Source organism: Sporosarcina ureae, assembly GCF_002082015.1.
In the GTDB taxonomy this organism is placed as follows: Bacteria; Bacillota; Bacilli; order Bacillales_A; family Planococcaceae; genus Sporosarcina; species Sporosarcina ureae_A.
The window spans coordinates 46,810-69,258 of record NZ_CP015109.1 but is presented as its reverse complement, the minus strand read 5'-3'; the positions used below and the strand labels follow the sequence as shown (position 1 = coordinate 69,258).

24 protein-coding genes and 3 pseudogenes are annotated in these 22,449 nt (G+C 41.7%); 3 read left to right on the top strand and 24 right to left on the bottom strand.

Translation table 11 applies throughout. From position 1 onward, the window contains the following. Window positions 1-33: 33 nt before the first annotated feature. From SporoP17a_RS00395 to SporoP17a_RS00315, 18 genes are all read right to left on the bottom strand, one after another. On the bottom strand, window positions 34-918 hold the full coding sequence (locus tag SporoP17a_RS00395; protein WP_083030737.1) for a polyprenyl synthetase family protein: 885 nt from the start codon (window positions 916-918) through the stop codon (window positions 34-36). Beyond that, the gene (locus SporoP17a_RS00390; protein ID WP_083030734.1) at window positions 911-1,153 is read right to left on the bottom strand and encodes an exodeoxyribonuclease VII small subunit; all 243 of its coding nucleotides are present in this window, start codon (window positions 1,151-1,153) and stop codon (window positions 911-913) included. Before SporoP17a_RS00390 ends, SporoP17a_RS00395 begins: the two co-directional genes overlap by 8 nt. Window positions 1,154-1,155: 2 nt before the next feature. Continuing rightward, window positions 1,156-2,505, bottom strand: a complete 1,350-nt coding sequence (gene xseA, locus SporoP17a_RS00385) for an exodeoxyribonuclease VII large subunit (RefSeq protein WP_083030732.1) — start codon at window positions 2,503-2,505, stop codon at window positions 1,156-1,158. 63 nt (window positions 2,506-2,568) lie between these two features. Then, window positions 2,569-3,438, bottom strand: a complete 870-nt coding sequence (gene folD, locus SporoP17a_RS00380) for a bifunctional methylenetetrahydrofolate dehydrogenase/methenyltetrahydrofolate cyclohydrolase FolD (RefSeq protein WP_083030729.1) — start codon at window positions 3,436-3,438, stop codon at window positions 2,569-2,571. A 78-nt stretch (window positions 3,439-3,516) separates the two neighbouring features. Beyond that, window positions 3,517-3,891 (bottom strand): transcription antitermination factor NusB, encoded by a 375-nt coding sequence (gene nusB / locus SporoP17a_RS00375; protein WP_029054561.1) that lies wholly within the window; start codon window positions 3,889-3,891, stop codon window positions 3,517-3,519. Window positions 3,892-4,382: 491 nt separating this feature from the next. Beyond that, entirely contained in the window at window positions 4,383-4,769 is a 387-nt protein-coding gene (locus SporoP17a_RS00370; protein ID WP_083030728.1) for an Asp23/Gls24 family envelope stress response protein, read from the bottom strand. A 16-nt stretch (window positions 4,770-4,785) separates the two neighbouring features. Then, window positions 4,786-6,132 (bottom strand): acetyl-CoA carboxylase biotin carboxylase subunit, encoded by a 1,347-nt coding sequence (gene accC / locus SporoP17a_RS00365; RefSeq protein ID WP_083030727.1) that lies wholly within the window; start codon window positions 6,130-6,132, stop codon window positions 4,786-4,788. Window positions 6,133-6,145: 13 nt separating this feature from the next. Next, window positions 6,146-6,646 (bottom strand): acetyl-CoA carboxylase biotin carboxyl carrier protein, encoded by a 501-nt coding sequence (gene accB / locus SporoP17a_RS00360; protein ID WP_083030724.1) that lies wholly within the window; start codon window positions 6,644-6,646, stop codon window positions 6,146-6,148. 257 nt (window positions 6,647-6,903) lie between these two features. Further along, window positions 6,904-7,455 (bottom strand): SpoIIIAH-like family protein, encoded by a 552-nt coding sequence (locus tag SporoP17a_RS00355; RefSeq protein ID WP_083030721.1) that lies wholly within the window; start codon window positions 7,453-7,455, stop codon window positions 6,904-6,906. Then, window positions 7,442-7,864, bottom strand: a complete 423-nt coding sequence (locus SporoP17a_RS00350; RefSeq protein ID WP_083030718.1) for a hypothetical protein — start codon at window positions 7,862-7,864, stop codon at window positions 7,442-7,444. The genes SporoP17a_RS00355 and SporoP17a_RS00350 overlap by 14 nt, the downstream gene beginning before the upstream one ends. Before the next feature lie 64 nt (window positions 7,865-7,928). Beyond that, window positions 7,929-8,096 carry a hypothetical protein gene (locus SporoP17a_RS16660; RefSeq protein ID WP_156890497.1) on the bottom strand — a complete coding sequence of 56 codons (168 nt, stop codon included), beginning with the start codon at window positions 8,094-8,096 and terminating at the stop codon, window positions 7,929-7,931. A 9-nt stretch (window positions 8,097-8,105) separates the two neighbouring features. Next, complete coding sequence (locus SporoP17a_RS00345; RefSeq protein WP_167693349.1) at window positions 8,106-9,005, bottom strand: stage III sporulation protein AE; 900 nt, start codon at window positions 9,003-9,005, stop codon at window positions 8,106-8,108. A gap of 35 nt (window positions 9,006-9,040) precedes the next feature. Then, entirely contained in the window at window positions 9,041-9,418 is a 378-nt protein-coding gene (locus SporoP17a_RS00340) for a stage III sporulation AC/AD family protein (RefSeq protein ID WP_083030713.1), read from the bottom strand. Beyond that, complete coding sequence (locus SporoP17a_RS00335) at window positions 9,419-9,628, bottom strand: hypothetical protein (protein ID WP_029054553.1); 210 nt, start codon at window positions 9,626-9,628, stop codon at window positions 9,419-9,421. A gap of 276 nt (window positions 9,629-9,904) precedes the next feature. Next, a complete protein-coding gene (gene efp / locus SporoP17a_RS00330) occupies window positions 9,905-10,462 on the bottom strand; it encodes an elongation factor P (protein WP_083030711.1) in 558 nt (185 codons plus the stop codon). 24 nt (window positions 10,463-10,486) lie between these two features. Then, window positions 10,487-11,548, bottom strand: a complete 1,062-nt coding sequence (locus SporoP17a_RS00325) for a M24 family metallopeptidase (RefSeq protein WP_208859822.1) — start codon at window positions 11,546-11,548, stop codon at window positions 10,487-10,489. Further along, complete coding sequence (aroQ, locus tag SporoP17a_RS00320; RefSeq protein ID WP_083030705.1) at window positions 11,542-11,988, bottom strand: type II 3-dehydroquinate dehydratase; 447 nt, start codon at window positions 11,986-11,988, stop codon at window positions 11,542-11,544. The genes SporoP17a_RS00325 and aroQ overlap by 7 nt, the downstream gene beginning before the upstream one ends. A gap of 70 nt (window positions 11,989-12,058) precedes the next feature. Beyond that, window positions 12,059-12,484, bottom strand: a complete 426-nt coding sequence (locus SporoP17a_RS00315; protein WP_083030702.1) for a hypothetical protein — start codon at window positions 12,482-12,484, stop codon at window positions 12,059-12,061. A 122-nt stretch (window positions 12,485-12,606) separates the two neighbouring features. On the opposite strand from SporoP17a_RS00315, the gene SporoP17a_RS00310 reads away from it, so the two are divergent. Beyond that, window positions 12,607-13,596 carry a DUF1385 domain-containing protein gene (locus tag SporoP17a_RS00310; protein WP_083030699.1) on the top strand — a complete coding sequence of 330 codons (990 nt, stop codon included), beginning with the start codon at window positions 12,607-12,609 and terminating at the stop codon, window positions 13,594-13,596. 113 nt (window positions 13,597-13,709) lie between these two features. Here the strand turns inward: SporoP17a_RS00310 and SporoP17a_RS00305 are convergent, their stop codons facing one another. From SporoP17a_RS00305 to SporoP17a_RS00280, 6 genes and pseudogenes are all read right to left on the bottom strand, one after another. Further along, window positions 13,710-15,137, bottom strand: a complete 1,428-nt coding sequence (locus SporoP17a_RS00305; protein WP_083030696.1) for a carbon starvation CstA family protein — start codon at window positions 15,135-15,137, stop codon at window positions 13,710-13,712. 233 nt (window positions 15,138-15,370) lie between these two features. Next, window positions 15,371-15,973 (bottom strand): annotated as a pseudogene (locus SporoP17a_RS00300) (ribonucleotide-diphosphate reductase subunit alpha); the annotation flags it as partial. 470 nt (window positions 15,974-16,443) lie between these two features. After that, window positions 16,444-16,959 (bottom strand): annotated as a pseudogene (locus SporoP17a_RS00295) (ribonucleotide-diphosphate reductase subunit alpha); the annotation flags it as partial. 213 nt (window positions 16,960-17,172) lie between these two features. Beyond that, window positions 17,173-17,652, bottom strand: a complete 480-nt coding sequence (locus SporoP17a_RS00290) for an HNH endonuclease (RefSeq protein ID WP_083030693.1) — start codon at window positions 17,650-17,652, stop codon at window positions 17,173-17,175. 84 nt (window positions 17,653-17,736) lie between these two features. Then, window positions 17,737-19,182: pseudogene (locus tag SporoP17a_RS00285) on the bottom strand (vitamin B12-dependent ribonucleotide reductase); the annotation flags it as partial. Window positions 19,183-19,346: 164 nt separating this feature from the next. After that, window positions 19,347-20,180 carry a lipoate--protein ligase family protein gene (locus SporoP17a_RS00280; protein WP_083030690.1) on the bottom strand — a complete coding sequence of 278 codons (834 nt, stop codon included), beginning with the start codon at window positions 20,178-20,180 and terminating at the stop codon, window positions 19,347-19,349. A gap of 99 nt (window positions 20,181-20,279) precedes the next feature. Here SporoP17a_RS00280 and SporoP17a_RS00275 point away from each other — a divergent pair, with 99 nt between their 5' ends. Further along, window positions 20,280-20,705 carry a rhodanese-like domain-containing protein gene (locus SporoP17a_RS00275; RefSeq protein WP_083030688.1) on the top strand — a complete coding sequence of 142 codons (426 nt, stop codon included), beginning with the start codon at window positions 20,280-20,282 and terminating at the stop codon, window positions 20,703-20,705. Between the two features lie 60 nt (window positions 20,706-20,765). Further along, window positions 20,766-22,031 (top strand): ATP-binding protein, encoded by a 1,266-nt coding sequence (locus SporoP17a_RS00270; RefSeq protein ID WP_083030685.1) that lies wholly within the window; start codon window positions 20,766-20,768, stop codon window positions 22,029-22,031. Window positions 22,032-22,449: the final 418 nt, after the last annotated feature.

The window sequence follows — 22,449 nt, the reverse complement described above, 5'->3', positions numbered from 1 at the left end:
AACAACGTGCGACACAAATATAACGGTTCCAAATTACATATTTCGCTCAATAATGTAATCTGCTAACAATTGCAACATAGACTCCCCTAAGCCGATGGACTGCAAAGCACGTATTGCTTCTTCATGACGTGCTTTTAATTGCTCGCGAGCCCCGTCTAGCCCAAGCAATGAAGGATACGTCGACTTTTCGCTTGAAGTATCACTGTTTGCTGGTTTACCGAGCTGCTCAGTAGTGGCTGTTACATCCAAAATATCATCTTGGATTTGGAATGCCAACCCAATGTTGTGAGAGAAACGGCGAAGTTGCTCACGCTGTTCATCCGTAGCCTGTGCTAGCACAGCACCCGCTTCTATACAGTATGAGAGTAATGCGCCTGTTTTATGAATATGGACTTCTTCCAATTCTGCTAAAGGCAATAATCGCTGTTCGCCTTTCATATCGAGAACTTGGCCTTTGACCATCCCTTGAGCGCCCGACGCTTTTGCCAGTAATCCGACAAGTTCAATCGCGGCTTCCGGTGGTGTTTCCCGAAGATCTGCGAGCGCTTGGAAAGCCATTGCCTGCATTGCATCTCCCGAAAGCGTCGCGACATCTTCACCGTATACTTTATGATTCGTAGGTTTACCTCTTCTAAAATCATCGTCATCCATGCACGGTAGATCGTCATGAATTAATGAATATGTATGTATCAGTTCAGCAGAAGCCGCGACTTTTACTGCATCAGCCGAATCTTGTTTCATATCAAATAAAACAGCCATAACTAGTAATGGACGAATTCGTTTGCCGCCCGCTTCTACGGAATACATCATAGATTCGTGCAAAGCGTCTGGAATATCAGACTTCGCCAGTTGATTCGTCAGTTCACGTTCAATTTCAGGAATCATTTCAGCAATAAAAGCTTGTAATTTTTCATTCATTCGGTTCACCTGCTGTCGGATCAAATGAGGTTTCGTTACCCTCTTGATCAATCATACGAATCAATTGTTTTTCAGCATTCTGCAACTTCTTCTGACAATAGGCTGAGAGCTCCATCCCTTGCTTATACAACGTGATCGTATCATCCAAAGGTGCCTCTCCAGCCTCCAATTTCTGTACAATTTCTTCTAACTGGTGCATTGCCTGCTCGAATTGCATATTTTTATCTTCTGCCATCCTTACTCGACCTCCTTTGGAATGATTCCTTCTACTATAGTGGAAATAGATCCGTCTGCTAATTGAAGCGTCACGTGATCTCCGCTTGCTACATCTTTTATAGATTTAATCACTTCATGATCTTTATAACCGATTGAAAAACCTCTTTCCATTACTTGTAATGGATTCAGGGCTTGCATCATGCGCATTAGCGATATGAAATGTTGCTGACGCTGTTTAATAGAGTGTTCCGCAGCACGATTCAAACGCATTTCCAGTTGTTTCGTCTGTTGCTGTTCCAGCTGAATACGTCGAATGGGTGTATAGTACTGAAAACCTGCATGGAGACGATCGAAGCTCATCCGTTTCCCTTGGACAACCGCCTCACTGCCGCGTTGTAGTCGATCTTCGAGATTGTCGAGCTTCTCGATGAAAGGACGATATAATCGTTCGGGATATTGTAGCGGATAGGCTGCTTGCGCTGTCTCTAAACGCTTGTTCAACTGTTTAATTATGGTCTGTACCGCTAAATAAATCGAACGCTGTTGATTTTTCAAGTGTTGAAATAATTGAAGCTGATCCGGTACAGCCATTTCTGCTGCTGCAGTTGGCGTCGGTGCACGTAAATCTGCCACAAAATCCGCAATGGTCGTGTCGGTTTCATGTCCCACTGCGCTGATGATTGGAATCCGACTTGAGAAAATCGCACGTGCTACGTCCTCTTCATTAAATGCCCACAAATCTTCAATGGATCCCCCGCCTCGGCCAACAATCAATACATCGACAGTTGCCATTTTGTTCGCTTGTTCAATCGCTTTCACAATCGAAGGAACTGCTGTGCGTCCTTGCACGAGAGCGGGATATAAATGCATCTCTGCCATTGGAAAACGTCGGTTAATGGTGGAGTACATATCACGCAGCGCGGCACCCGATTCAGCTGTAATGAGACCGACTCGTTTCGGTACTGGCGGAATAGCTTGCTTAAATCTTTCTTCAAACAACCCTTCTTGCTGAAGTTTCTTTTTCAACTGTTCAAAAGCTAGATACAGCGCCCCTATACCATCTGGCTCCATTGTTTGTACATAGAGTTGGTATGATCCTGCCGTTTCAAACACCGTCACATCTCCCGTAATTAGTACATTCATACCGTTTTCAGGCTTAAATTGAAGTGTGTTGGAACGGGAACGGAACATGGCCGCTTGAATTCTCGTCTTATCGTCTTTCAATGTAAAATAAATATGTCCGGACGGATGCAGCTTAACGTTCGACAGTTCACCTTTTACATACACATTCCGTAAATGTGGATCTGCGTCAAATTTGCGTTTGACATATTTCGTTAGCGCTTGAACGGTTAAAAAAGTTTGATTGGACATGTTTCCATCACCTGCCCTTTTATGTATAGAGAGGCGCTCATGGTGAGCGTCTCTCGATTAGAATTACTTATTTTGTGTACGTGCCTTTAATTTATTCTCCGCACTTTCCACGGTGTTTTTCAATAGCATCGTAATTGTCATTGGACCTACTCCGCCTGGTACAGGTGTAATAGCACTAGCTTGCTTCTCAGCTGATTCATAATCAACGTCTCCACATAGCTTGCCATTTTCATCACGGTTCATACCCACATCAATCACCACTGCGCCTTCTTTAATGTAGTCACCTGTGATGAATTTAGCTATACCAATTGCAACGATTAAAATATCTGCTTGTTGCGTAAATTTCTTCAAATCTTCTGTACGAGAATGACAATACGTCACCGTGGCATCTTTTTGTAATAGAAGTTGTCCCATCGGTTTCCCTACGATATTACTTCTACCGATAATAACTGCGTGCTTGCCTGCAATATCTACATTAGAGCGCTCAAGTAACTGCATGATGCCATAGGGTGTACAAGGCAAGAATGTTTCTTGACCGATCAACATTTTCCCAACATTCATCGGATGGAATCCATCGACATCTTTTTCCGGGCTGATCGCGCGGATGACTTTGTTTTCATCAATATGTTTCGGTAATGGCAATTGCACCAAAATACCATCGATTGTATCGTCTTCGTTAAGCTTCTCTACTTCAGCTAGAAGATCCTCTTCTGACACAGTCTCCGGCAATTTAGTCAGCACGGATTTCATACCCGCTTCCTTGCTGGATTTCTCCTTGTTTTTCACATATGTCTCGGATGCTGAGTTTTCCCCAACTAAAATAACAGCCAGTCCAGGTTGAACACCTTGTGCGACTAAAGAAGCTACTTCTTCTTTTAATTCATTCCGGATTTCTTGTCCTATTGCTTTTCCATCAATCTTTTTACTAGACATGATTTTCCCACCAAACTTTTTTTATTTGTACAGAAAGTTGATCGAGCTCAAGCTTGTAATTAGTAGTGACGACTTTGGTTATTGGAATTTAGAAAGTACCCCATTAACAAAACGGCCTGACTTTTCGTCACCAAACGTTTTGCATAGCTCAATCGCTTCGTTCATGATGACCCGATTCGGAACTTCTTCGTTATAAAGGAGTTCATAGACAGCCAATCGTAATACGGTTCTTTCGATTTTAGGCAATCTATCGATGGTCCAGTTTTCCAATTTATTTGTAATTTCACTATCAACTTCTGTCAGGTGTTCCGCTGTACCTCGAACTAGTTGTTCGTAGAATGAATCAAGCGGGGTTTCTACAATATAACCTATCGCTTCATCCACGTTCATCTCGCTATTATCCAGCTGAAACAGAGTTTGAATTGCTTTTTCACGTGCTTCTCGTCGTTTCATAATTGTTATCTCCTCTACCGCTCATCTTCAAAACCTAATGATAGCACAAAAGGTAAGAAAAGAACTAGTAGAATCAAGCGATTTTATGTCATCAGTTTACGTTTTTGATCAAGATGTTCATAATTAGCTGAGCAAGTGATCGTTAGTAAGCATGTAAACAACACTAATCGTCATGCCAGATGTACTTCCAATCACCCCCTTAGTGCGATTTAAATTGTTCATCGTAGATCACTCATGTAAATTTCGCTCATTCATTTGTCTAAGCGCTCATAATTTATACAAATCCGCTCTATATTCACTTTCAACCGCTCTATCAAAGTCCTCACACGCTCATACTTTACGTCAAGCGCTCTATCTCTACTTATATCCGCTCATTACCCGCTACGCCTTTATTGGTCTGAACTTACTTATTGAACTCACACAACAAAAAACCGAAAACAAACCCATTAAAAGGTTTGTCTTCGGTTATGCGCTTATTGAATAAGACCTCTTCAGTCTTCGAAATGAATACCCGTTATATGTACATTCACTTCATGTGTTTGAAGCGAAGTCATATTCAAAATGGCTTGGCGAATTTCGCTCTGAATTTTCGTCGCGATCGTAGGAATGGAATGGCCGTACTCGATAATGCAATACACATCGATTTTTAGTCCTTCATCTGCCCATTCGGTTTTTACACCTTTTCCATACATCACTTTACCCAACTTCTCCGCAACACCTGACGCGAAATTTCCTTGGGTAGCAATCACTCCATTTACTTCTGATGTGGCGATGCCAATGATGACTTCGAGTACTTCAGGTGCGAGTTGGACTCGTCCGAGTGCAGCATCTCCAGACGGTGTCATTCCGACAAACGATGCATTTGTTTTATCAGCCATTACACTTCTCCTCCAATTATTTCATGACGTCGTACTTTTCTAAGAACTTTGTATCAAAATCACCAGACTGGAATATATCATTATCCATTAAGTTTGCGTGGAATGGAATCGTTGTATGGACGCCTTCCACTACGAATTCATCCAATGCACGTTTCATCCGAGCGACCGCTTGCTCACGTGTATCCGCATGAACAATCAGCTTTGCGACCATAGAGTCGTAAAACGGTGGAATCGTATATCCTGGGTACACGGCTGAGTCAACACGTACACCAAAGCCGCCTGGAGGTAGATACATAGTCACTTTACCTGGGGATGGCATGAAATTCTTATCCGGATTTTCTGCGTTGATCCGGCATTCAATGGACCAGCCATTAAATGTAATATCTTCTTGTGTGAACGCTAATTCTTCACCTGCTGCTACTTTTAGCTGTTGTTGAATCAAGTCTATTCCTGTGATCATTTCTGTTACAGGATGTTCCACTTGAATTCGTGTATTCATTTCCATGAAATAGAATTTTTGATTGATATGATCAAAAATGAATTCTACAGTACCTGCACCACGATAGTTACAAGCTTTAGCCGCTTTAACCGCCGCTTCACCCATCTCTGCACGCAATTCAGGAGTCAACGCAGGAGATGGAGCTTCCTCGACTAGTTTTTGCATACGGCGCTGTATAGAACAATCACGCTCACCTAAATGAATCGCGTTACCATACTTGTCCGCAAGTACTTGGACTTCTACGTGACGGAATACTTCAATATATTTTTCAATATAGACGCCCGGGTTCCCGAATGCCGCAGCCGCTTCTTTTTGTGTGATTTTCACGCCTTTTACTAGCTCGTCTTCATCACGCGCTACACGAATCCCTTTACCGCCACCACCAGCTGTTGCTTTGATGATCACGGGGAATCCAAGTTCTTTTGCAATTTTAAGTGCATGGTCTGCATCATCCACAATACCGTCAGAACCAGGAACGATCGGAACTCCTGCAGATGCCATTGTATTGCGCGCAACGTCTTTTGTACCCATTTTGGAAATGGCCGCTGCAGTGGGCCCGATGAATTCGATATTTACTTCTTCACAAAGTTCTGCGAAGCTCGCGTTCTCTGCAAGGAAACCATAACCAGGATGGATTCCGTCACAGTCAGTTGCTTTTGCAGCACTGATGACGTTTGAGAAGTTTAGATAACTGTCTGTCGATAGACGTGGTCCGATGCAAACTGCTTCGTCTGCTAGTTGAACGTGTAGCGCCTCTGCATCTGCTTCGGAATAGACAGCTACCGTTTTAATCCCCATTTCTTTACACGCGCGAATAATTCGCACGGCAATTTCTCCACGATTTGCAATTAATACTTTTTTCATTAGATACTCCCCCTTAGTTTTCTCTAACAAGGAATAAAGGCTGTCCGTATTCCACAAGTTGACCGTCTTGTACTAAGATTTCAACGATTTCACCATTCACTTCTGATTCAATTTCGTTGAATAGTTTCATTGCTTCTACAATACAAACGATGGATTCAGCAGTCACTTGATCACCTTTTTTAACGTATGCTTCTGCGTCTGGTGATGAAGCCTGATAATATGTTCCAACCATAGGGGAAGTGATTTTGTGTAGTGTTTCGTCAGTTACCACTTCAGCTGCTGGAGCTTCCGGTGCTGCTGTTGGAGCTGGAGTTGCTGGAGCTGCTGCAGGTGCTGCCGGAGCTGGAGTCGGTGCTGCTTGTGGTGTTTGTGGTGTTTCTGTAACCGTTGTCACGGCTTGTCCGTCATTTTTTTCAAGTTTAATCTTCCCTCCATCTGATTCCAATGAGAATTTCTGGATGGATGATTGATCGATAAGCTTAATAATTTCTCTGATTTCTTGAATTTTCAACATATCTGATTCTCCTAACTAATTTTTCTTGCTATCATATTCTATGATAGACGTTTTACAGTAAATATGGAATAGCAAAGACACAAATTATTCTATTATTCTCGAATAATCCCTATCATTTGCAAATTTTGTGTCAATTCATTCAAAAAAACGCTAATGTGTTATCTGATAACATTATCTTGTTTACTCATATATAAAATATAGACCGAATATTTAATTATCCGCACAAAAAAGGAAGCCCTATGGACTTCCTTTTGGCATTATTCTTTTGTTTCTGCAAAATCTACTTTGACAGTTTGCGCGCCATCCCAGCTCGACATGACATACTGTGTTATTTCATCCGCCATTTTCGGTGAGTGGCTTTCATTTGATAACACAGTGACGTTGACACGATCACCATCTCCACGTACAAACACTTCAGGGTAACCAAGTGCTGCAATTTGCATCTCCATCAAGGCTTCTGTGGAACTTACTTTTCGTAATGCAGCAATTTCATTAAAAATTTCATTTTTCTCTTCAGCAGAGAAATCAGAAGAAGTCATTTTTTCTGTCAACTGTTGTACCGTCTCACTGCGTTCATTACGTACTTCCATACGCATATCTTGGAAAATATACGATTCAGCAAAGACTGGCTTCACTTCCTCCGACTTGCCTTCCTTTTCGAGTAGATTCGTTGCGTCCTTTGTTTCTTTCGTGAAGATCGCAATTCCGTCAAACGGCATCGGTGCTTCCTTCTTCACGTAGTAGATTGAAATCACTGCGACTAGACTAAGTAATGTTAAAAACCAAACTGTTCGTTTATTGGCTCTCATGTTGATTCCCCCTTTTCTTCATTTCCACGATAACGATACGATGTTCAGGCAATTGTAGGACGTTGGCTAGGAGTTGTGATAGTCCGTTCCGTACGGCCGGATCTTCTGCCCCTTCCGCCACGACGAGCAACCCCTGCAAAGGAGATTGGCTTTTTACGTCGGATGAAGCAGAGAAATAATTGGCTAACGGGCTCTCTTCTTCCTTTTCATCGTAATGAAAATACACCTTCACTTTTCCTAGCCCTTTCATTTCTTCAAGTGTTTCTTCAAGTGTTGACAACATGCGCTTCTCTTCTTTTTTCTGTTTCTCCCCTCCTACATTCGCCGTACTGGTGATGTATAAAATGCTAAACACCATAACCATCAAACCGATCATGATCAATCGGGGTTTCCCTGTGGGCTTTTCCATAGTTCCATCACCATCTCAACGTGAATTGACTAAAACGAATTCTACATTTGCATAATATGTAGCGTCACAGTAACTTATGACTCGCGAATTGTAGAATATATTGCAAAATCCATATGCCAATCGCTACTTTGCACAATGGAATAAATAACCTTTCCATTTCACGGCTCGCTAGCAATTGAATAATTAGTGCAAGGATTACCAAGTTTGCCAGCCCCAATAAAAACACTTCCATACACTCGCCTCATTTCCCGAACGTCATCAGTTTAATGAACGTCACAATGAAAATTGTTGTATAGATGAAAGCGAATGTCAGTAAAAACGAAATAGCACATAACACAAACAACGTACGGCCAATATCATCCAATAACCCGCATATTTCCTTTTGCGAAAACGGTTCGACGATTGCCGCAGTCCATCTAAACAAAAAGGCAATACATAGAATCCTCACCGCCGGCAATAATGCAATCGTCCAAATAGATACGAGCAACCAAACACTCATATAAGCCGTTGCACCGGAAGAATAACGACCAATCGACCCAAGCGTGTCAGTCAACAATGAACCGATAACCGGAATATTATTCTTAATCAGCTCTTTTAACGGTTCATTCAAAGCTCCGTTCATCGTCCAGGACAACGCACCACCCGCTGTGATGAAAATGGAATACGCTGCAACCATGGCAGAAACAAGCGCAAGCAATGACGTACGCAATAAATCCGCCATTCTTGTGAAGGCAATCTCCGGCACCAATCGCGTAAAGATGTCAAACAACAGCGCCGTCAATAGCACTGGCAACAGGAACTTATCTGCAAACACGACAGCCCCTTGTGCAAATAACAGCATAGCGGGTTGGAAATTCAAGACGCCAAACGTTGCACCGGATGCCAAAATCATCGCGGCAATTAGCGGGTACATGCCAAGGAATAAAGAAGCAATGGAATGCGTGATCTCTTGAATTTGCTCAAAACTTTCTCTAGCTGGTTCAATTAACAATACTAAAATAAGGATGAGCAACAGAAACCTCGTCCACTTTTGAAACGCCGGAAGAAAGAAATCGACCAGAGAAGCAATGAGCAGCATAATGAGCAACAAGAAAAATGGTCCGATGATGCCCGCGATACTTTCCTGCAGAAAATTCAGCATAGAAGTCTCGTCCATTCATTAATGTTAGGATTCGTTCACCAGGGAATGAACGCGTGAATCGTCTCAATCAATTGCGTGATATACGGCAGCCACAATGTCATGATGACTACTTTCATGCTGGTCTGAAACAGCTGCCCATATGCCCCGTACCCTTCGTCTTTCATCTGAAGCGACAGAACCTCCGCTACATAATACAGACCTGCACTCACTACTAGCAGCGTTGCATAAGGCGACGGTAACTTATCCGTCAACGCTAACAATGTCGACCCGAAAGGTACAAGAACCGTGAACAATACATACACTGTGACCAGTAAGAATAGTGCGGTATAGAGAATGGGATGCAGGGCAGGTGCAGCAAATGAAAGCAAAAGTAGCAAGAGATACACGACAAATAATTGAAAGAGAATTGCCATTTACATCGCCATAGATAGCCAGCTAAAGAATTCCGTGATCTCTGTAAAAAATATTCTGAGGAACATCAGCAACTCGATCGAGATATACAGGTATGCTAAGAAAAATAGGAAAAATGAAAACTCCTTCTTGCCTGTTTGCTCGAAGAACACGTGAAGTACCCCTATCACCAATCCGACGCCGGCGATGCGCAATAAATCATTCAGTTCCATCCCGCTACGCCTCCTCCATAGTCCACTCTATGAAGTATGCTTCTAAGATATGCAAACGTATAAAAGTATAAGAGTCATTGTTGATTGAAAGAGTTAGAAAGGAGTTTGTATGGAGGTGGAGATATGCACTTCAGAAGGGACGCGTGCCCAGGGAAAACTCTGCCAGCTGGAAAATCCATCACGAACCACTCACATTGAACTGAGATTTTGTACTTGAATTTTGTCCCACGCAAAAAAGGATGCCCCATTTCTGGGACACCCTCGTTACGTATCTAATTATGCGCGAGAAACGTATTCTCCTTCTTCTGTGTTGATGACCAACATGTCACCTTGGTTAACAAAGAATGGCACTTGGACGACAACGCCAGTTTCCATCTTAGCTGGCTTAGAACCGCCGCTTGCTGTGTCACCTTTAATTCCAGGTTCTGTTTCGGCTACTTCAAGCGTAACTGTTATTGGCAAATCAACGCCTAGTACTTCTTCTTTATACGTGATCACATGCACTTCCATGTTCTCTTTCAAGAATTTCAGTTCATATTCAAGTTGCTTTTCAGATAGTTCAATCTGCTCGTATGATTCGTTATCCATGAATACGTGCATATCTCCGTCAGCATATAAATACTGCATTTTACGGTTGTCAATTTGTGCTTTCTCTACTTTTTCTCCCGCACGGAATGTCTTTTCATTGACGTTTCCTGAGCGTAAATTACGTAGTTTCGAACGAACAAACGCTGCACCTTTACCTGGCTTTACGTGTTGGAAGTCCATTACGCGCCAAATGTCACCATCCACTTCAATTGTTAATCCTGTACGAAATTCGTTTACTGAAATCATTCGTATTCCTCCATTTTTAAGCGATTATAAAATAAGCAGCTCTTTAGTAGACTTTGTCAAACGTTCATTACCTGTTTCTGTGATTAGTATATCATCTTCAATTCGCACGCCGCCAATACCAGGAAGATAAATTCCAGGTTCCACTGTTACCGCCATATTCGGTACAAGCACTGTTTTAGAGCGGAACGATAAGGCTGGAGCTTCGTGAACTTCCATGCCGATCCCATGACCCGTCGAATGACCGAATGCTTCACCATAGCCTTTAGACTTGATATAGTCGCGTGTAATTGCATCGGCTTCGATACCTGTCATGCCAGGCTTGATCTGTTCTACACCCAGTTCTTGGGCGCGTAACGTGACTTCGTAGATTTCACGAAGTTTAGCAGAAGGCTCACCGATCGCAACTGTTCTCGTAATATCAGAGATATACCCATTATAGAGGGCTCCGTAATCCATTGTAACTAAATCACCAGTCTCAATCACTTTATCAGATGCTACCCCATGCGGTAAAGCCCCTCTTTCGCCAGAAGCAACAATTATGTCAAATGAAGAGGAAGTCGCGCCTTGTTTCCGCATGAAGAATTCCAATTCATTGGCAATTTCCAGCTCCGTTTTACCTGCTTGGATGACCGAACAAATATAGACGAATGCCGCGTCTGCGATTGCCGCCGCTTGCTTTAATACTGTGATTTCTTCTGGTGTCTTGATTAAACGCAGCTTCTCTATTAAACCAGCGACTGGCACTAGTTTTGCTTTTATATGTTCATTATACACTTCAAATTGGCTGTAGCTTAGATCTTCTTTTTCAAAGCCCAGTGTATCGATCTTCATTTCTTTCACTTGGTTCGCAACTTCCTGAATCATCGTGCCTGTGTGCTGGACAATACGATAGCCAGACAGTTGGTCATTGGCTTGCCCCATGTAACGGAAATCAGTAATGAACACTGCATCATCTTGCGAAACAATCGCAGTCCCTGCAGATCCCGTGAAGTTCGTCATATAGCGACGGTTGTAAGGATTTGTGATAACTAATGCATCGAGTTGCTGTTCTTTCAATAATTTTCTTAATTTCTCTATTTTCAAGATTGTCTCTCCTCTCGTTTTAACAAAAACGCTTGGAAGGCGAGATCGTAGCCCGCTGTTCCAAAACCGCAAAGCTGTCCTGCCGCTACAGGCGCAATGACAGACGTGTGCCGGAATTCTTCGCGAGTATGTATGTTGGAGATATGAACTTCAATTACCGGAACGGAAATAGAAGCAATCGCATCACGAAGGGCAATGCTGTAGTGTGTAAATGCGCCTGGATTAAAGATAATCCCATCGATTTCCTGATCCCCTGCATCGTGAATGCGGTTGATGAGCTCGCCTTCTATATTGGATTGAAAGCATGAAAGCGTAATGTCCGATTCATTGGCCAGACGCTGAATTCGGCCCTCTATATCCGCAAGTGTCTCCGCCCCGTAAATATCCGGCTCTCTTTTGCCTAGCCGGTTCAGGTTTGGACCATTTAAGAGTAACAGTTCCATTTAATCCCCTCCCACTCATTTTTCTTTCCTATTCTAGCACAATGAGTTAGCAGGACATACTAAAACTGTTTTAGCCGAACGTTTTTTTCATGTAGACAGACGTCCCTATAACAAAACGAAAGATCATGGCAAACAGACAAGCAAATGGTATCGATATTCGTTTAATGAATTGTGTCATCGTCAAATCCGCTTTGACATGGATCATCCATTCAATGAATAGAATCGCAATGATTGTGACGATCAATGAAGAAACAGTCGGCGGAACTTTACACGTCAAACGTGCAATAAAGTACAGGATAAAGAACAGCAAAAAGCAGATCACTCCTAATACGACCCATTTAAGCCAACCGGGAAACGTCGTAAACATATGAAGTTTTTTCGTCCAGCCAATTGGCGACCATTTTATAAATTTAAAAACCTGTAGGAATTTTAGTGAAATTATAGAGAGTACCGCAGCCATAATCGCGGTCCAGACATGCGTAGTAGTGATTTTCATAACAATACCTCCCATTCCAGTGTCGGGTTATTTACACATTTTTAAACATCTCAATGGTGCAATTTCACTTTTTTTAGTACAATGAGAATATCGTTTCTTACGACAGAAAGCGTGGGTATGTTATGAGTCAACAGAAAACTCCTCCAGCATACGGAGGTCAAGCACTTATAGAAGGTGTAATGTTTGGCGGAAAGAAAGATACGGTGACAGCAATTCGTCGCAAAGATGATTCGATCGAGTACTACCACGTACCGAGAGAATCACATCCTGTACGCACTAAATTAAAAAAGATTCCTTTAATCCGCGGAATTGTCGCGTTAATTGAATCGGCTGGTAATGGTTCGAAGCATCTGACGTTTGCGAGTGATCGCTACGACGTGATGCCAGGTGAAGAAGAAGAACATGCGAAAGAAGAAGAGACGTCGAAACTCGTAATGATTCTTGGCGTGGCGGCTGTCGGAGTGTTATCGTTTATTTTCGGTAAGTTCGTCTTTACACTCGTTCCTGTTTTCTTAGCAGAGTTGTTCCAATCCGTTGCACCCGGTAAAACAGCGCAAATTATGATCGAGAGCTTCTTTAAATTATTCTTGTTGCTAACGTATATTGGATTAATTTCCATGACGCCGCTGATCAAACGGGTTTTCCAATATCACGGTGCAGAGCATAAAGTCATCAATAACTACGAAAGTAATATGGAAATGACAGTAGAAAACGTACAGTCACAATCTCGATTACATTATCGCTGCGGTAGTAGTTTCATTTTGTTTACGGTAATCGTCGGGATGTTCATTTACTTCTTAGTACCAACTGATCCACTGTGGTTGCGCGTCCTTAATCGGATTTTATTGATTCCTGTAGTGCTCGGCGTGTCATTTGAAGTATTACAGTTAACGAACGCAGTGCGCAACGTACCGGTACTTCGTTATCTAGGCTACCCTGGACTTTGGTTACAATTACTGACAACAAAAGAGCCAGACGACAAGCAAGTAGAAGTTGCCATTGCTTCTTTCGAAAAGTTATTGGAAGTGGAAGAACACGGAGTAGGTGTGTTGAATCCACAAATTGCGATAGAAACAGATGAAGCGAAAGAGCCAAAACCTCTTCTTTCATAAGAGTACACAAAGAGCCTCGAATGTATTTTTAGTTCGAGGCTTTTACTTTTCTACAAAAATTATAAGAGTGCAAAGAAAGGGCCCTTAGCGCATTCGCTAAAGGCCTTTTCTTTTTATTGCTCGCTTACAATCACGGGGACTTGTTTCGCTTGAATCACTTTCAGCAAGTAAAACACCCCAATTGCACCTGATACTACAATTCCTGTGCCTACCGATACAGCGTAGTCTAGATGCAGACCTTCAGGCGCATACATCCAGTACGTCACGACAACTGCGGTCATGAACATCGCAGGAATTCCTGCGATCCAATGCGCTCGTTTTTCTCTAATTAAGAAAGACGTTGCTGTCCAGAGCATGACGGCGGCTACTAATTGATTCGTTCCGCCAACATAACGCCATAAGAACGAATAATCGATAGTTGATAGATAGAACATAGGTACACCTAACAGCAATGTCGTAGCAAGAATCACCCATTTTTTACCGGGGTTTAACCATTTGGAAGTCGCTTCAGTGAAAATCATACGCGCTGAACGAAGAGCCGTATCGCCCGTCGTAATTGGCAAAATAATAACCCCTAAAATAGCTAACATCCCGCCAAACGATCCAAGCAATGTGCTCGAGATTTCATTCACAGCACCTGCTGGACCACCCGCAGCGAGAGCACTTTGTAGTCCTGCCGTACCGCCAAAGAATGTCATGCCTGCCGCAGCCCAGACCATCGCAATGACACCTTCTGCAATCATTGCACCATAAAATACTTTACGGCCTTCCGATTCTTTTTTCATCGTTCTAGAAACAATTGGACTTTGCGTACAGTGGAAACCTGAAATTGCTCCACAAGAGATCGTCACCATCAGCAATGGCCAAATAGGTAATTCTCCAGGATGTAAGTTCTGCAAAGTTAAATTCGGAATTTTCTCGGGTCCAAATAGTAATGCGCCACCGATTCCAACTGCCATAACAATCAAAACCACTCCGAACAACGGATATAAATGTCCTATAATTTTATTGATCGGCAAGATGGCTGCCAACACGAAGTATCCAAATATAATGATAAGAGATACTATAAATGATAGCGGTGTAATGGATGAAATAAGTTGAGCTGGCCCTGCAGTAAAGGCAGCCGCCACTAGAACCATTAGTACAACGGAAATCACGTTAATGAAACGTCTAGCGATATCTCCTAAATATTCCCCTACAATTTTAGGGAATTGAGCACCACCGTGTTTTAATGATAACATTCCAGAAAAATAATCATGTACGGCACCAGCAAAAATACTGCCGAACACAATCCAAATGAATGCAACAGGTCCATATAACGCACCTGCAATTGCGCCGAATATCGGACCTAAACCTGCGATGTTCAGTAATTGAATCAACCAGCCTTTCCACCAGCTCATCGGAACATAATCCATCCCATCAGCCTGTGTATAAGCGGGTGTTTTCCTTGCATCATCAATCACGAATACCTTTTCAACCACTTTTGAATACGTTAGGTAACCAATAATTAGCAAGACGATAGATGATAAAAATGTCAGCATAGAAACCCTTCTTTCTCGTCTTTTAATGTAGTTGTCTGATTGATTACTAATGAATCAAACAATTTTTAATTAGTATATAATATTTAGAAAATTATATCAACATAGATTTTTAAAATAATTCAACTTTTTAATTTACTTTATATTTTAAGTGAAAAAGATAGCATACATTACATTTTTGTACATAAAAACCCCGAATGCATAATGAGAGCATTCGGGGTTTTTTTACTATTTAATTATAGTCCACACTTCAATTGCGCTTGGCAATTCGTACACGTATTACATCCACCAATTTCTTCTACTGTACCTTGTCGGCAAACCGGGCATGTGTCGCCCACTTCTGAACCGATCGTGACGTTGGTAGAACGCAATGCTTGAATCGTATTGACGAGCACGACTTTCGGCTGTTCTGTCACGTCGACTACCTCTTCTGTGTCGGGAATATTATCTTCCGCTTTCAGAGTCAGCACTTGTGCATCACGGCTACCGTCTACGTACACCGTACCGCCTTTTGCTCCGCCTTTATACAATCTTTCATAGACACTCTCAACTTGCTCCACTGTATAGCCACGCGGTGCGTTAACTGTTTTAGAGATAGAGCTGTCGATCCAGCGCTGAATGATACATTGTACATCCGCATGTGCTTCTGGCGCTAGTTCCATTGAAGATATAAACCACTCAGGCAAATTGTCCGGATCTGCATCAGGATTAGCCTGCAAATACTCTTCTACTATCTCTGCTTTTACTTCAATGAATTTACCTAGACGTCCGCTGCGGTAGTATGTGAATGAGAAATAAGGTTCTAACCCTGTTGAAACTCCTACCATTGTCCCAGTACTCACTTTTGTTACTCTCCTTACTCAAGGAGGGCGGGGTTATCAGTACCCGCTCCATATGTCGCCACATGGGTCAGACTATATCATCAACCGATTTTAATTTTTGTTTAAACTTGCTAGGATGATTATTACCAGAATGAATTATTCGGTGGCAAGGTTCACAAACACTTAGTAAATTACTTAATTCGTTTGCTATTTCATAATGGCTTGGTTTAACTTTGATAATGACTGAGCAATTTAAACATTTTTTCTCCAAAGCAATTCACTTCTTTCAAAGAGATTGTAATGGATAAATCGGTTGTCCGGCGTGTAGTCGTTGAGGGGTCAGCCATGACTTCCCTGCGGATTGTCTGCACCTTTTGATTTTTACCTTAAGCGTAATGGCAAGTTACAGGTACAAAAGGATTCTCAGAGTTTCCCGCATATAGCCAGATGTTCACGATGCAATTACTTGCATCGGGGGCAATTCATTTACCCGTTGGAGCAACAGTTAGGAGATGTGAGTTACGTATTCCATATTCCACAATCGATTCGCGGATATCTTCCGGCATGCGCTTCATAAAGCCAGAATTAATGAAAGCATGACGTAATGCTTTCGTTTCTTCATCCGTTTTACCAATTAGGAACGGGAAACTTCCTTTTTCTTTCGCTAATTCAATCGATTCGCGGTAAGCAGTTGTCGCAATTGCTTCAAATACCTCATCCACTAATTGATTTCCTTCAGGCGAGCCGTATTCTTTTTCACAATAGATGTGAAGATCTGCAAGTCCCATAACACCAAGACCTACACGGCGTTCGCCAAGGGCTTGTACTTTATTTTCTTCAAGGAAGTACGGTGTAGCATCGATGACGTTATCTTGCATACGTACACCAGTCCGTACCGTCTCTCTCAATTTTTCAAAGTTAACCGTCTTCGTATTTTTGTCTGCCATCTCAGCAAGATTGACAGCAGCTAAATTACAGACAGAATATGGTGCAAGTGGTTGTTCCAGTTGTTATCCTAAAGGCTTTTTATCCTCTAGTTCTTACAGTTGTTTTCCTGTAAGTTCAGCATACATTTTCACTGCTTCTTTCATTCAGTGTTGCGGTCTCGTGCCTGGATTATAGTCTGATCAATATCAATCAGGATCACCAGGTATGCGTTGCCCCTGACTAAAAATTTACTTCTAGCCTTCGGTTCGGATTGGCAAGTATAATTAACTTCAAAATCGACGTATATAATCAAGAAGAAATTTTTGAAACTCCTCCATATTTCTAATTCCTTTTAAATTATTACAATCATCGCAGGAAATAGCAATATTATTAATTTCATGTTTCCCTTCTCTTGAAAGTGGTTGCTTATGGTCAAAAACAATATTTTCTCTACTTAGTGGTATTCTACAATAATGGCAACAAGGATCAGTATCATAAAGTAACTTCAGTTCTATTGCTGAAACAGGCTCGGAGTTGATAATTACCTTTGCGGCAATTCCCGTCCTTCTTCCTTTTGCATTGTTAAAGCTGTAAGATCTAACTCTCCAAAAAGAGATATGATCGCTTTCAGCCCACTTAGCTCTAGAATAAGTTGAATGTTCCTTTTTACATACTTTGCATTGTTGTCTATAACCATCTTTGCTATCTACTCTTTTTTCAAAATCAATGACAGATTTAGTAACACCACAAGTTTTACATGTTTTTTTCATAAGCCCCTCGTCAATTTAGTTTTTTTAACTATACTATTTCTCAGCTTTCCCGCTTCATCCCGCAATTTTTAACGTGAGGCGAACTTCACCACACGGATTCGTTGCTACAACTTGCTGTCCGTACGCTTTCGCATTCGTGTCGTCATTCGCATTATCAATAAAGAAAATGCCCGGTTCCGCCGAATACGTAGCACAGATATTAATCAAATCCCATAGTGCGCGTGCTTTGATCGTACGATACACACGAACTTCGTGACCTTGACGCTCCCATTCACGTACGTCGCCAACTTCATGCCACTGTTCGTTATAATGCTTCATTTGTTCAGGTGAATAATTTTCGACAGCTGGGAAACGTAAGTCGTAATCCGCGTCTTCTTCCACCGCTTTCATGAAATCGTCCGTTAACGTTACGGAAATATTCGCTCCTGTCAGGAATTCTGGATTATGAACAGTGTATGTTCCACCATCCTGAAGCTTCAGCTCAGCGTCACGGATAATCGCTGCGTTAAAGCCACCTTGACCTGGAATTAGTTTATAGTTTGTGATGCTTTGATACATCGCTTCTTCTTGTGCTGTCAAAGGTTTGAAATTCAATTTCTCATCTGCCAGCTTCTTAATCAATTCATCTTCTGTGTTTTCGATCAAATAGCGCAAAATTCGCGGATTCTGCATTTTGGAGATGATGAATTCATAAATATCCGGGTGCCAGTTAGATAACATAATCATCTGTGCCCCACGTCTTGAACCGCCCTGCTCAACCAAATGAGTCAACTTCGCAATATCATCTAACCAAGAAACTGACCCAGATGACTTACCGTTAACCCCGCGAGCCAATGTGTTGCGTGGACGCAATGTCGAACCATTCGTTCCGACACCGCCACCACGACTCATGATCTCCATCACTTGCTTGCGGTGATCGGAAATCCCTTCACGGGAATCAGGTACAAACGGCATCACATAACAGTTAAAGAACGTAACATCTGTGTCTGATCCTGCGCCATACAGCACTCGACCAGCCGGAATGAAGTTTAATGCCTTTAACTGCTCATAGAACATGTTATACGACAGTGTTTTTCTATCTTCCGTCTGCTCAACAGAAGCAAGCCCTGTCGCATTACGTTTCGCAATCTGCTCGTAGAACACCTCTAGCGGCTTCTCCAACACATCAAGGGGACGTGTAATAATCCCTTTTTGCTGCTCGTCCATATCATCGATTGATGAACGATATTCTGGTTCGATCCAAATATCCGCTTTTCCATTCGCTAGATCAAGTTTCGTAATATACCCTAACCCACGAGCAGGAAATTTCGGATCTTCTCTCACTGTTAGAACGACAAAGTCGCCCTCTTTCAATGTCTTCTTTTCCATATCTTTAAATGAATACCGATCGATCATCACTAGACGAGATACTCCACTATGCGTTAGCTTCATATCTTCCGTGACTGGGTGAACTTGAGGGAACTGCTCAATATCCTCATTCAGCTGTTGTTTATCGAGCATCGGTTCGCCTTGCTTCGACATCGTAACCATATAACATCCTCCTCATAACGCTATAAACACTATATATAGTGTTTATCTTATTAAATAATCTACTACATATTGAATACTATATCAATCGACAGTTGTTCTTCAAAAACATACAATCATTGATATAACGACATTTCGACAAAAAAAATAAAACCAAAGGACCAATTTTATTTTTTAAAATTCCAGTCATTATTCGCATATTTCTCTTTCTCGATCTGATGAACTAAAGCTAGTTGTTCAGGTGTTAATTCTAGCGGTTCCAACGAAATATCGAGAGACGCTTCAAATCCTTTGGAAAAGGCTTGTTTGCATTCCTCCACTGAAATCTCTCGGTCAGTCAATCGGTCAATCGCAATGGCACGATCCGGCAACGTTCTACGTACTCGCTCTTTCAGTGCAGGTGATGAATACGTGAAAATAGATGTTAATTTATCAACATCCAAGCTCATCAAGATTGCTCCGTGTTGTAATATCACGCCTTTTTGACGTGTTTGCGCACTGCCAGCAACCTTTTTCCCTTCGACAACAAGTTCATACCAGCTCGGTGCATCAAAACACACACCGCTCTTTGGGCTTCTTAATTGCTCCTTGACGTCATGGTCAGGAATCGAGAACTCTGCTTGAAGTCCTAAATTACGGAATCCTTGCAACAATCCACCAGAAATCACACGGTATGCTTCTGTCACTGTTTCTGGCATATTAGGATACTGCTCGCTAACAATCACACTGTATGTAAGCTCATGTTCATGTAGGACCCCTCGGCCCCCTGTTGGTCTTCGGACAAATCCAAGTCCAAGTTCTTGTACTTTTTCCATATCGATATCTTTTTCAATACGCTGAAAATACCCGATGGATAATGTAGCGGGTTCCCACTCATAAAAACGTAGAACTGGTCCGATTTCTCCTCGGCTATGTAAATCAAGAAGCGCTTCATCTAGCGCCATGTTGAAGGAAGGACTACATTTTCCAGAGTCTACATAATGCCATACTGCTTTTGTCATAATCCATTCTCCTTCGTCATTAATACTCCACTTATAGTATAGGAAATCGTCAACGAAAAAAACAATAACGCATTTCATTTTATCATTAGGATTGAACTGATGCCAGATAATCTTTATAATGGAGATATTGATAAAGGGGGAAGTTTTTTGAGTTATTATATTTTGGGAGCAGCTGTGCTCGCGGTCATTTTGTATTTCGTCATCACATACATACGGGTCGGAAAAGCATTGACTACTTTAACGCAAGAAGAGTTTATTAAAGGATATCGCAAAGCACAATTGATCGACGTGCGCGAACCAAAAGATTTCGATGCTGGACATATTTTAGGTGCACGTAATATTCCATTTACGCAGTTCTCACAACGCTATAAGGAAATTCGCCCCGACAAACCCGTTTATCTTTATGACCAAAACACAAGCCGGACAGGCCGTGCTGCGTTATTCTTGAAGAAAAAAGGTTGTACAGAAATCTACCAGCTACGCGGTGGATTTAAACAGTGGTCAGGTAAAATCAAAACCAAATAATAATCATAGATCCTCCTTTAATAGGAGGATCTACTTATTTATAAGGAGAGTGTTCTATTAATGAAACCATCTTTTTTAATTCCGTTACAGTCCGCACAATACGAAAAACTGACACATTATCAATATTATGGCGCGGTCATTGAAGCCATTCTAGACGCACTTCAACAACGTTCACCAGCTGATTGGCAAATTATTCAAGTAGATGAATTTGCTTCTTACACAGAAACCATGCTCCCTGAGTTGATTCATCGCAAACAATTGCCATACGAATCACTTAGTCATATATACGCCACATTACCGACACAAAAAATCCAACAAGACGAATCTGCTACTACATTCTCTCTCCAAGACGCTGAGACAATCGACAATCAGTTACTTTTCTTTCCAGAACATCAAATCGCTATAGCAAACATCAGTTATTATGTCGCAACAGGTTCTACTTGGTCGGAACATACTGTATTTGCACCATCTGCTACTCACGTAAAAAATTTCATCGAAGTATTGAATCAACTACAACGGGAAGCGATGAAAACGAATATTACGTATTTAGTGGACACCGAAGAAGGCATGGAAAAAAAGACATATGGCGCTGGCACACAAATTGAGCGTAGTGACGTCCTTCTAGATGAAAATTTAAAAAACGATCTATTCCGTTCTATAGATGAATTCTTTCGAGATGGCGGGGCTTTCTTTAAAGAATACGGACTGCCGTATAAACGGGGGATCTTGCTGTATGGATCTCCCGGTAACGGCAAAACAACGCTCGTGCGTTCTATCACCGGGACAACCGACGCACCAGTCGTCTACTGGCAAATCACAGAATTTACAGGTAGTCATTCAGTACAAGAAGTGTTCAATACAGTCGAACGCCTGGCACCTGCCATTCTCGTAATTGAAGACATCGACTCCATGCCAGAACATATGAGAAGCACATTTCTGAACATCCTGGATGGCGTGCATGTCCGTGACGGCTTATTCATCATCGGGACGACCAATTACCCTGAACGTATCGACCCTGCTCTCATCAACCGCGCAGGCCGTTTTGACAGCACTTATGAAATCAAGTCTCCGACACAAGCAGTCCGTAAACTATATATGGAAAAACTAGACCGTAAAAAGATTTTGTCTCCACAACAAGTTGAAGCAATAGCGAAGCAGACAAAAGGCCTTTCGGTTTCACAACTGAATGAATTATATATGTCAATTGCACTCACCTACCATTATGAGGCGAACATTGAATACGAAGAACGGATCCGCCAGCTGCAGAAACAGCATAGACAAGCTACTCGACATGACTGGGAAACCGATTCGACAATTGGTTATTAATCCGCAAAAGAGATTGCCTTACAATTTTAAGGCAATCTCTTTTTATTTATATATTTTTTACAATGAATCACTGATTCGATTTATTAATTTTCATCTAATTGCAGTTAAGTAATTACGCAAAGTATTCCTAGTTTGCATTTTAGAACTTCTGTCTTTACATAAAGCCACAACTAGTTTATGAAAAAATAGCTAAATAGAAGTGAATAACTTCATAGGCCACAGTAGTTTATATCTTCAGTACTTATTCAGCATAATGGAAGTACATTAGACCCAATTCAAATAAAATTTCATCCTTTATATTTGAATTATCAATCATTATACACACTTATGTCACAATTCAACAACAATATAGAAGTCAGCCAAAATGCGACATACTTTTCATTACGCGTTGTATATGATAAGAAAGTTGCTTCCATAC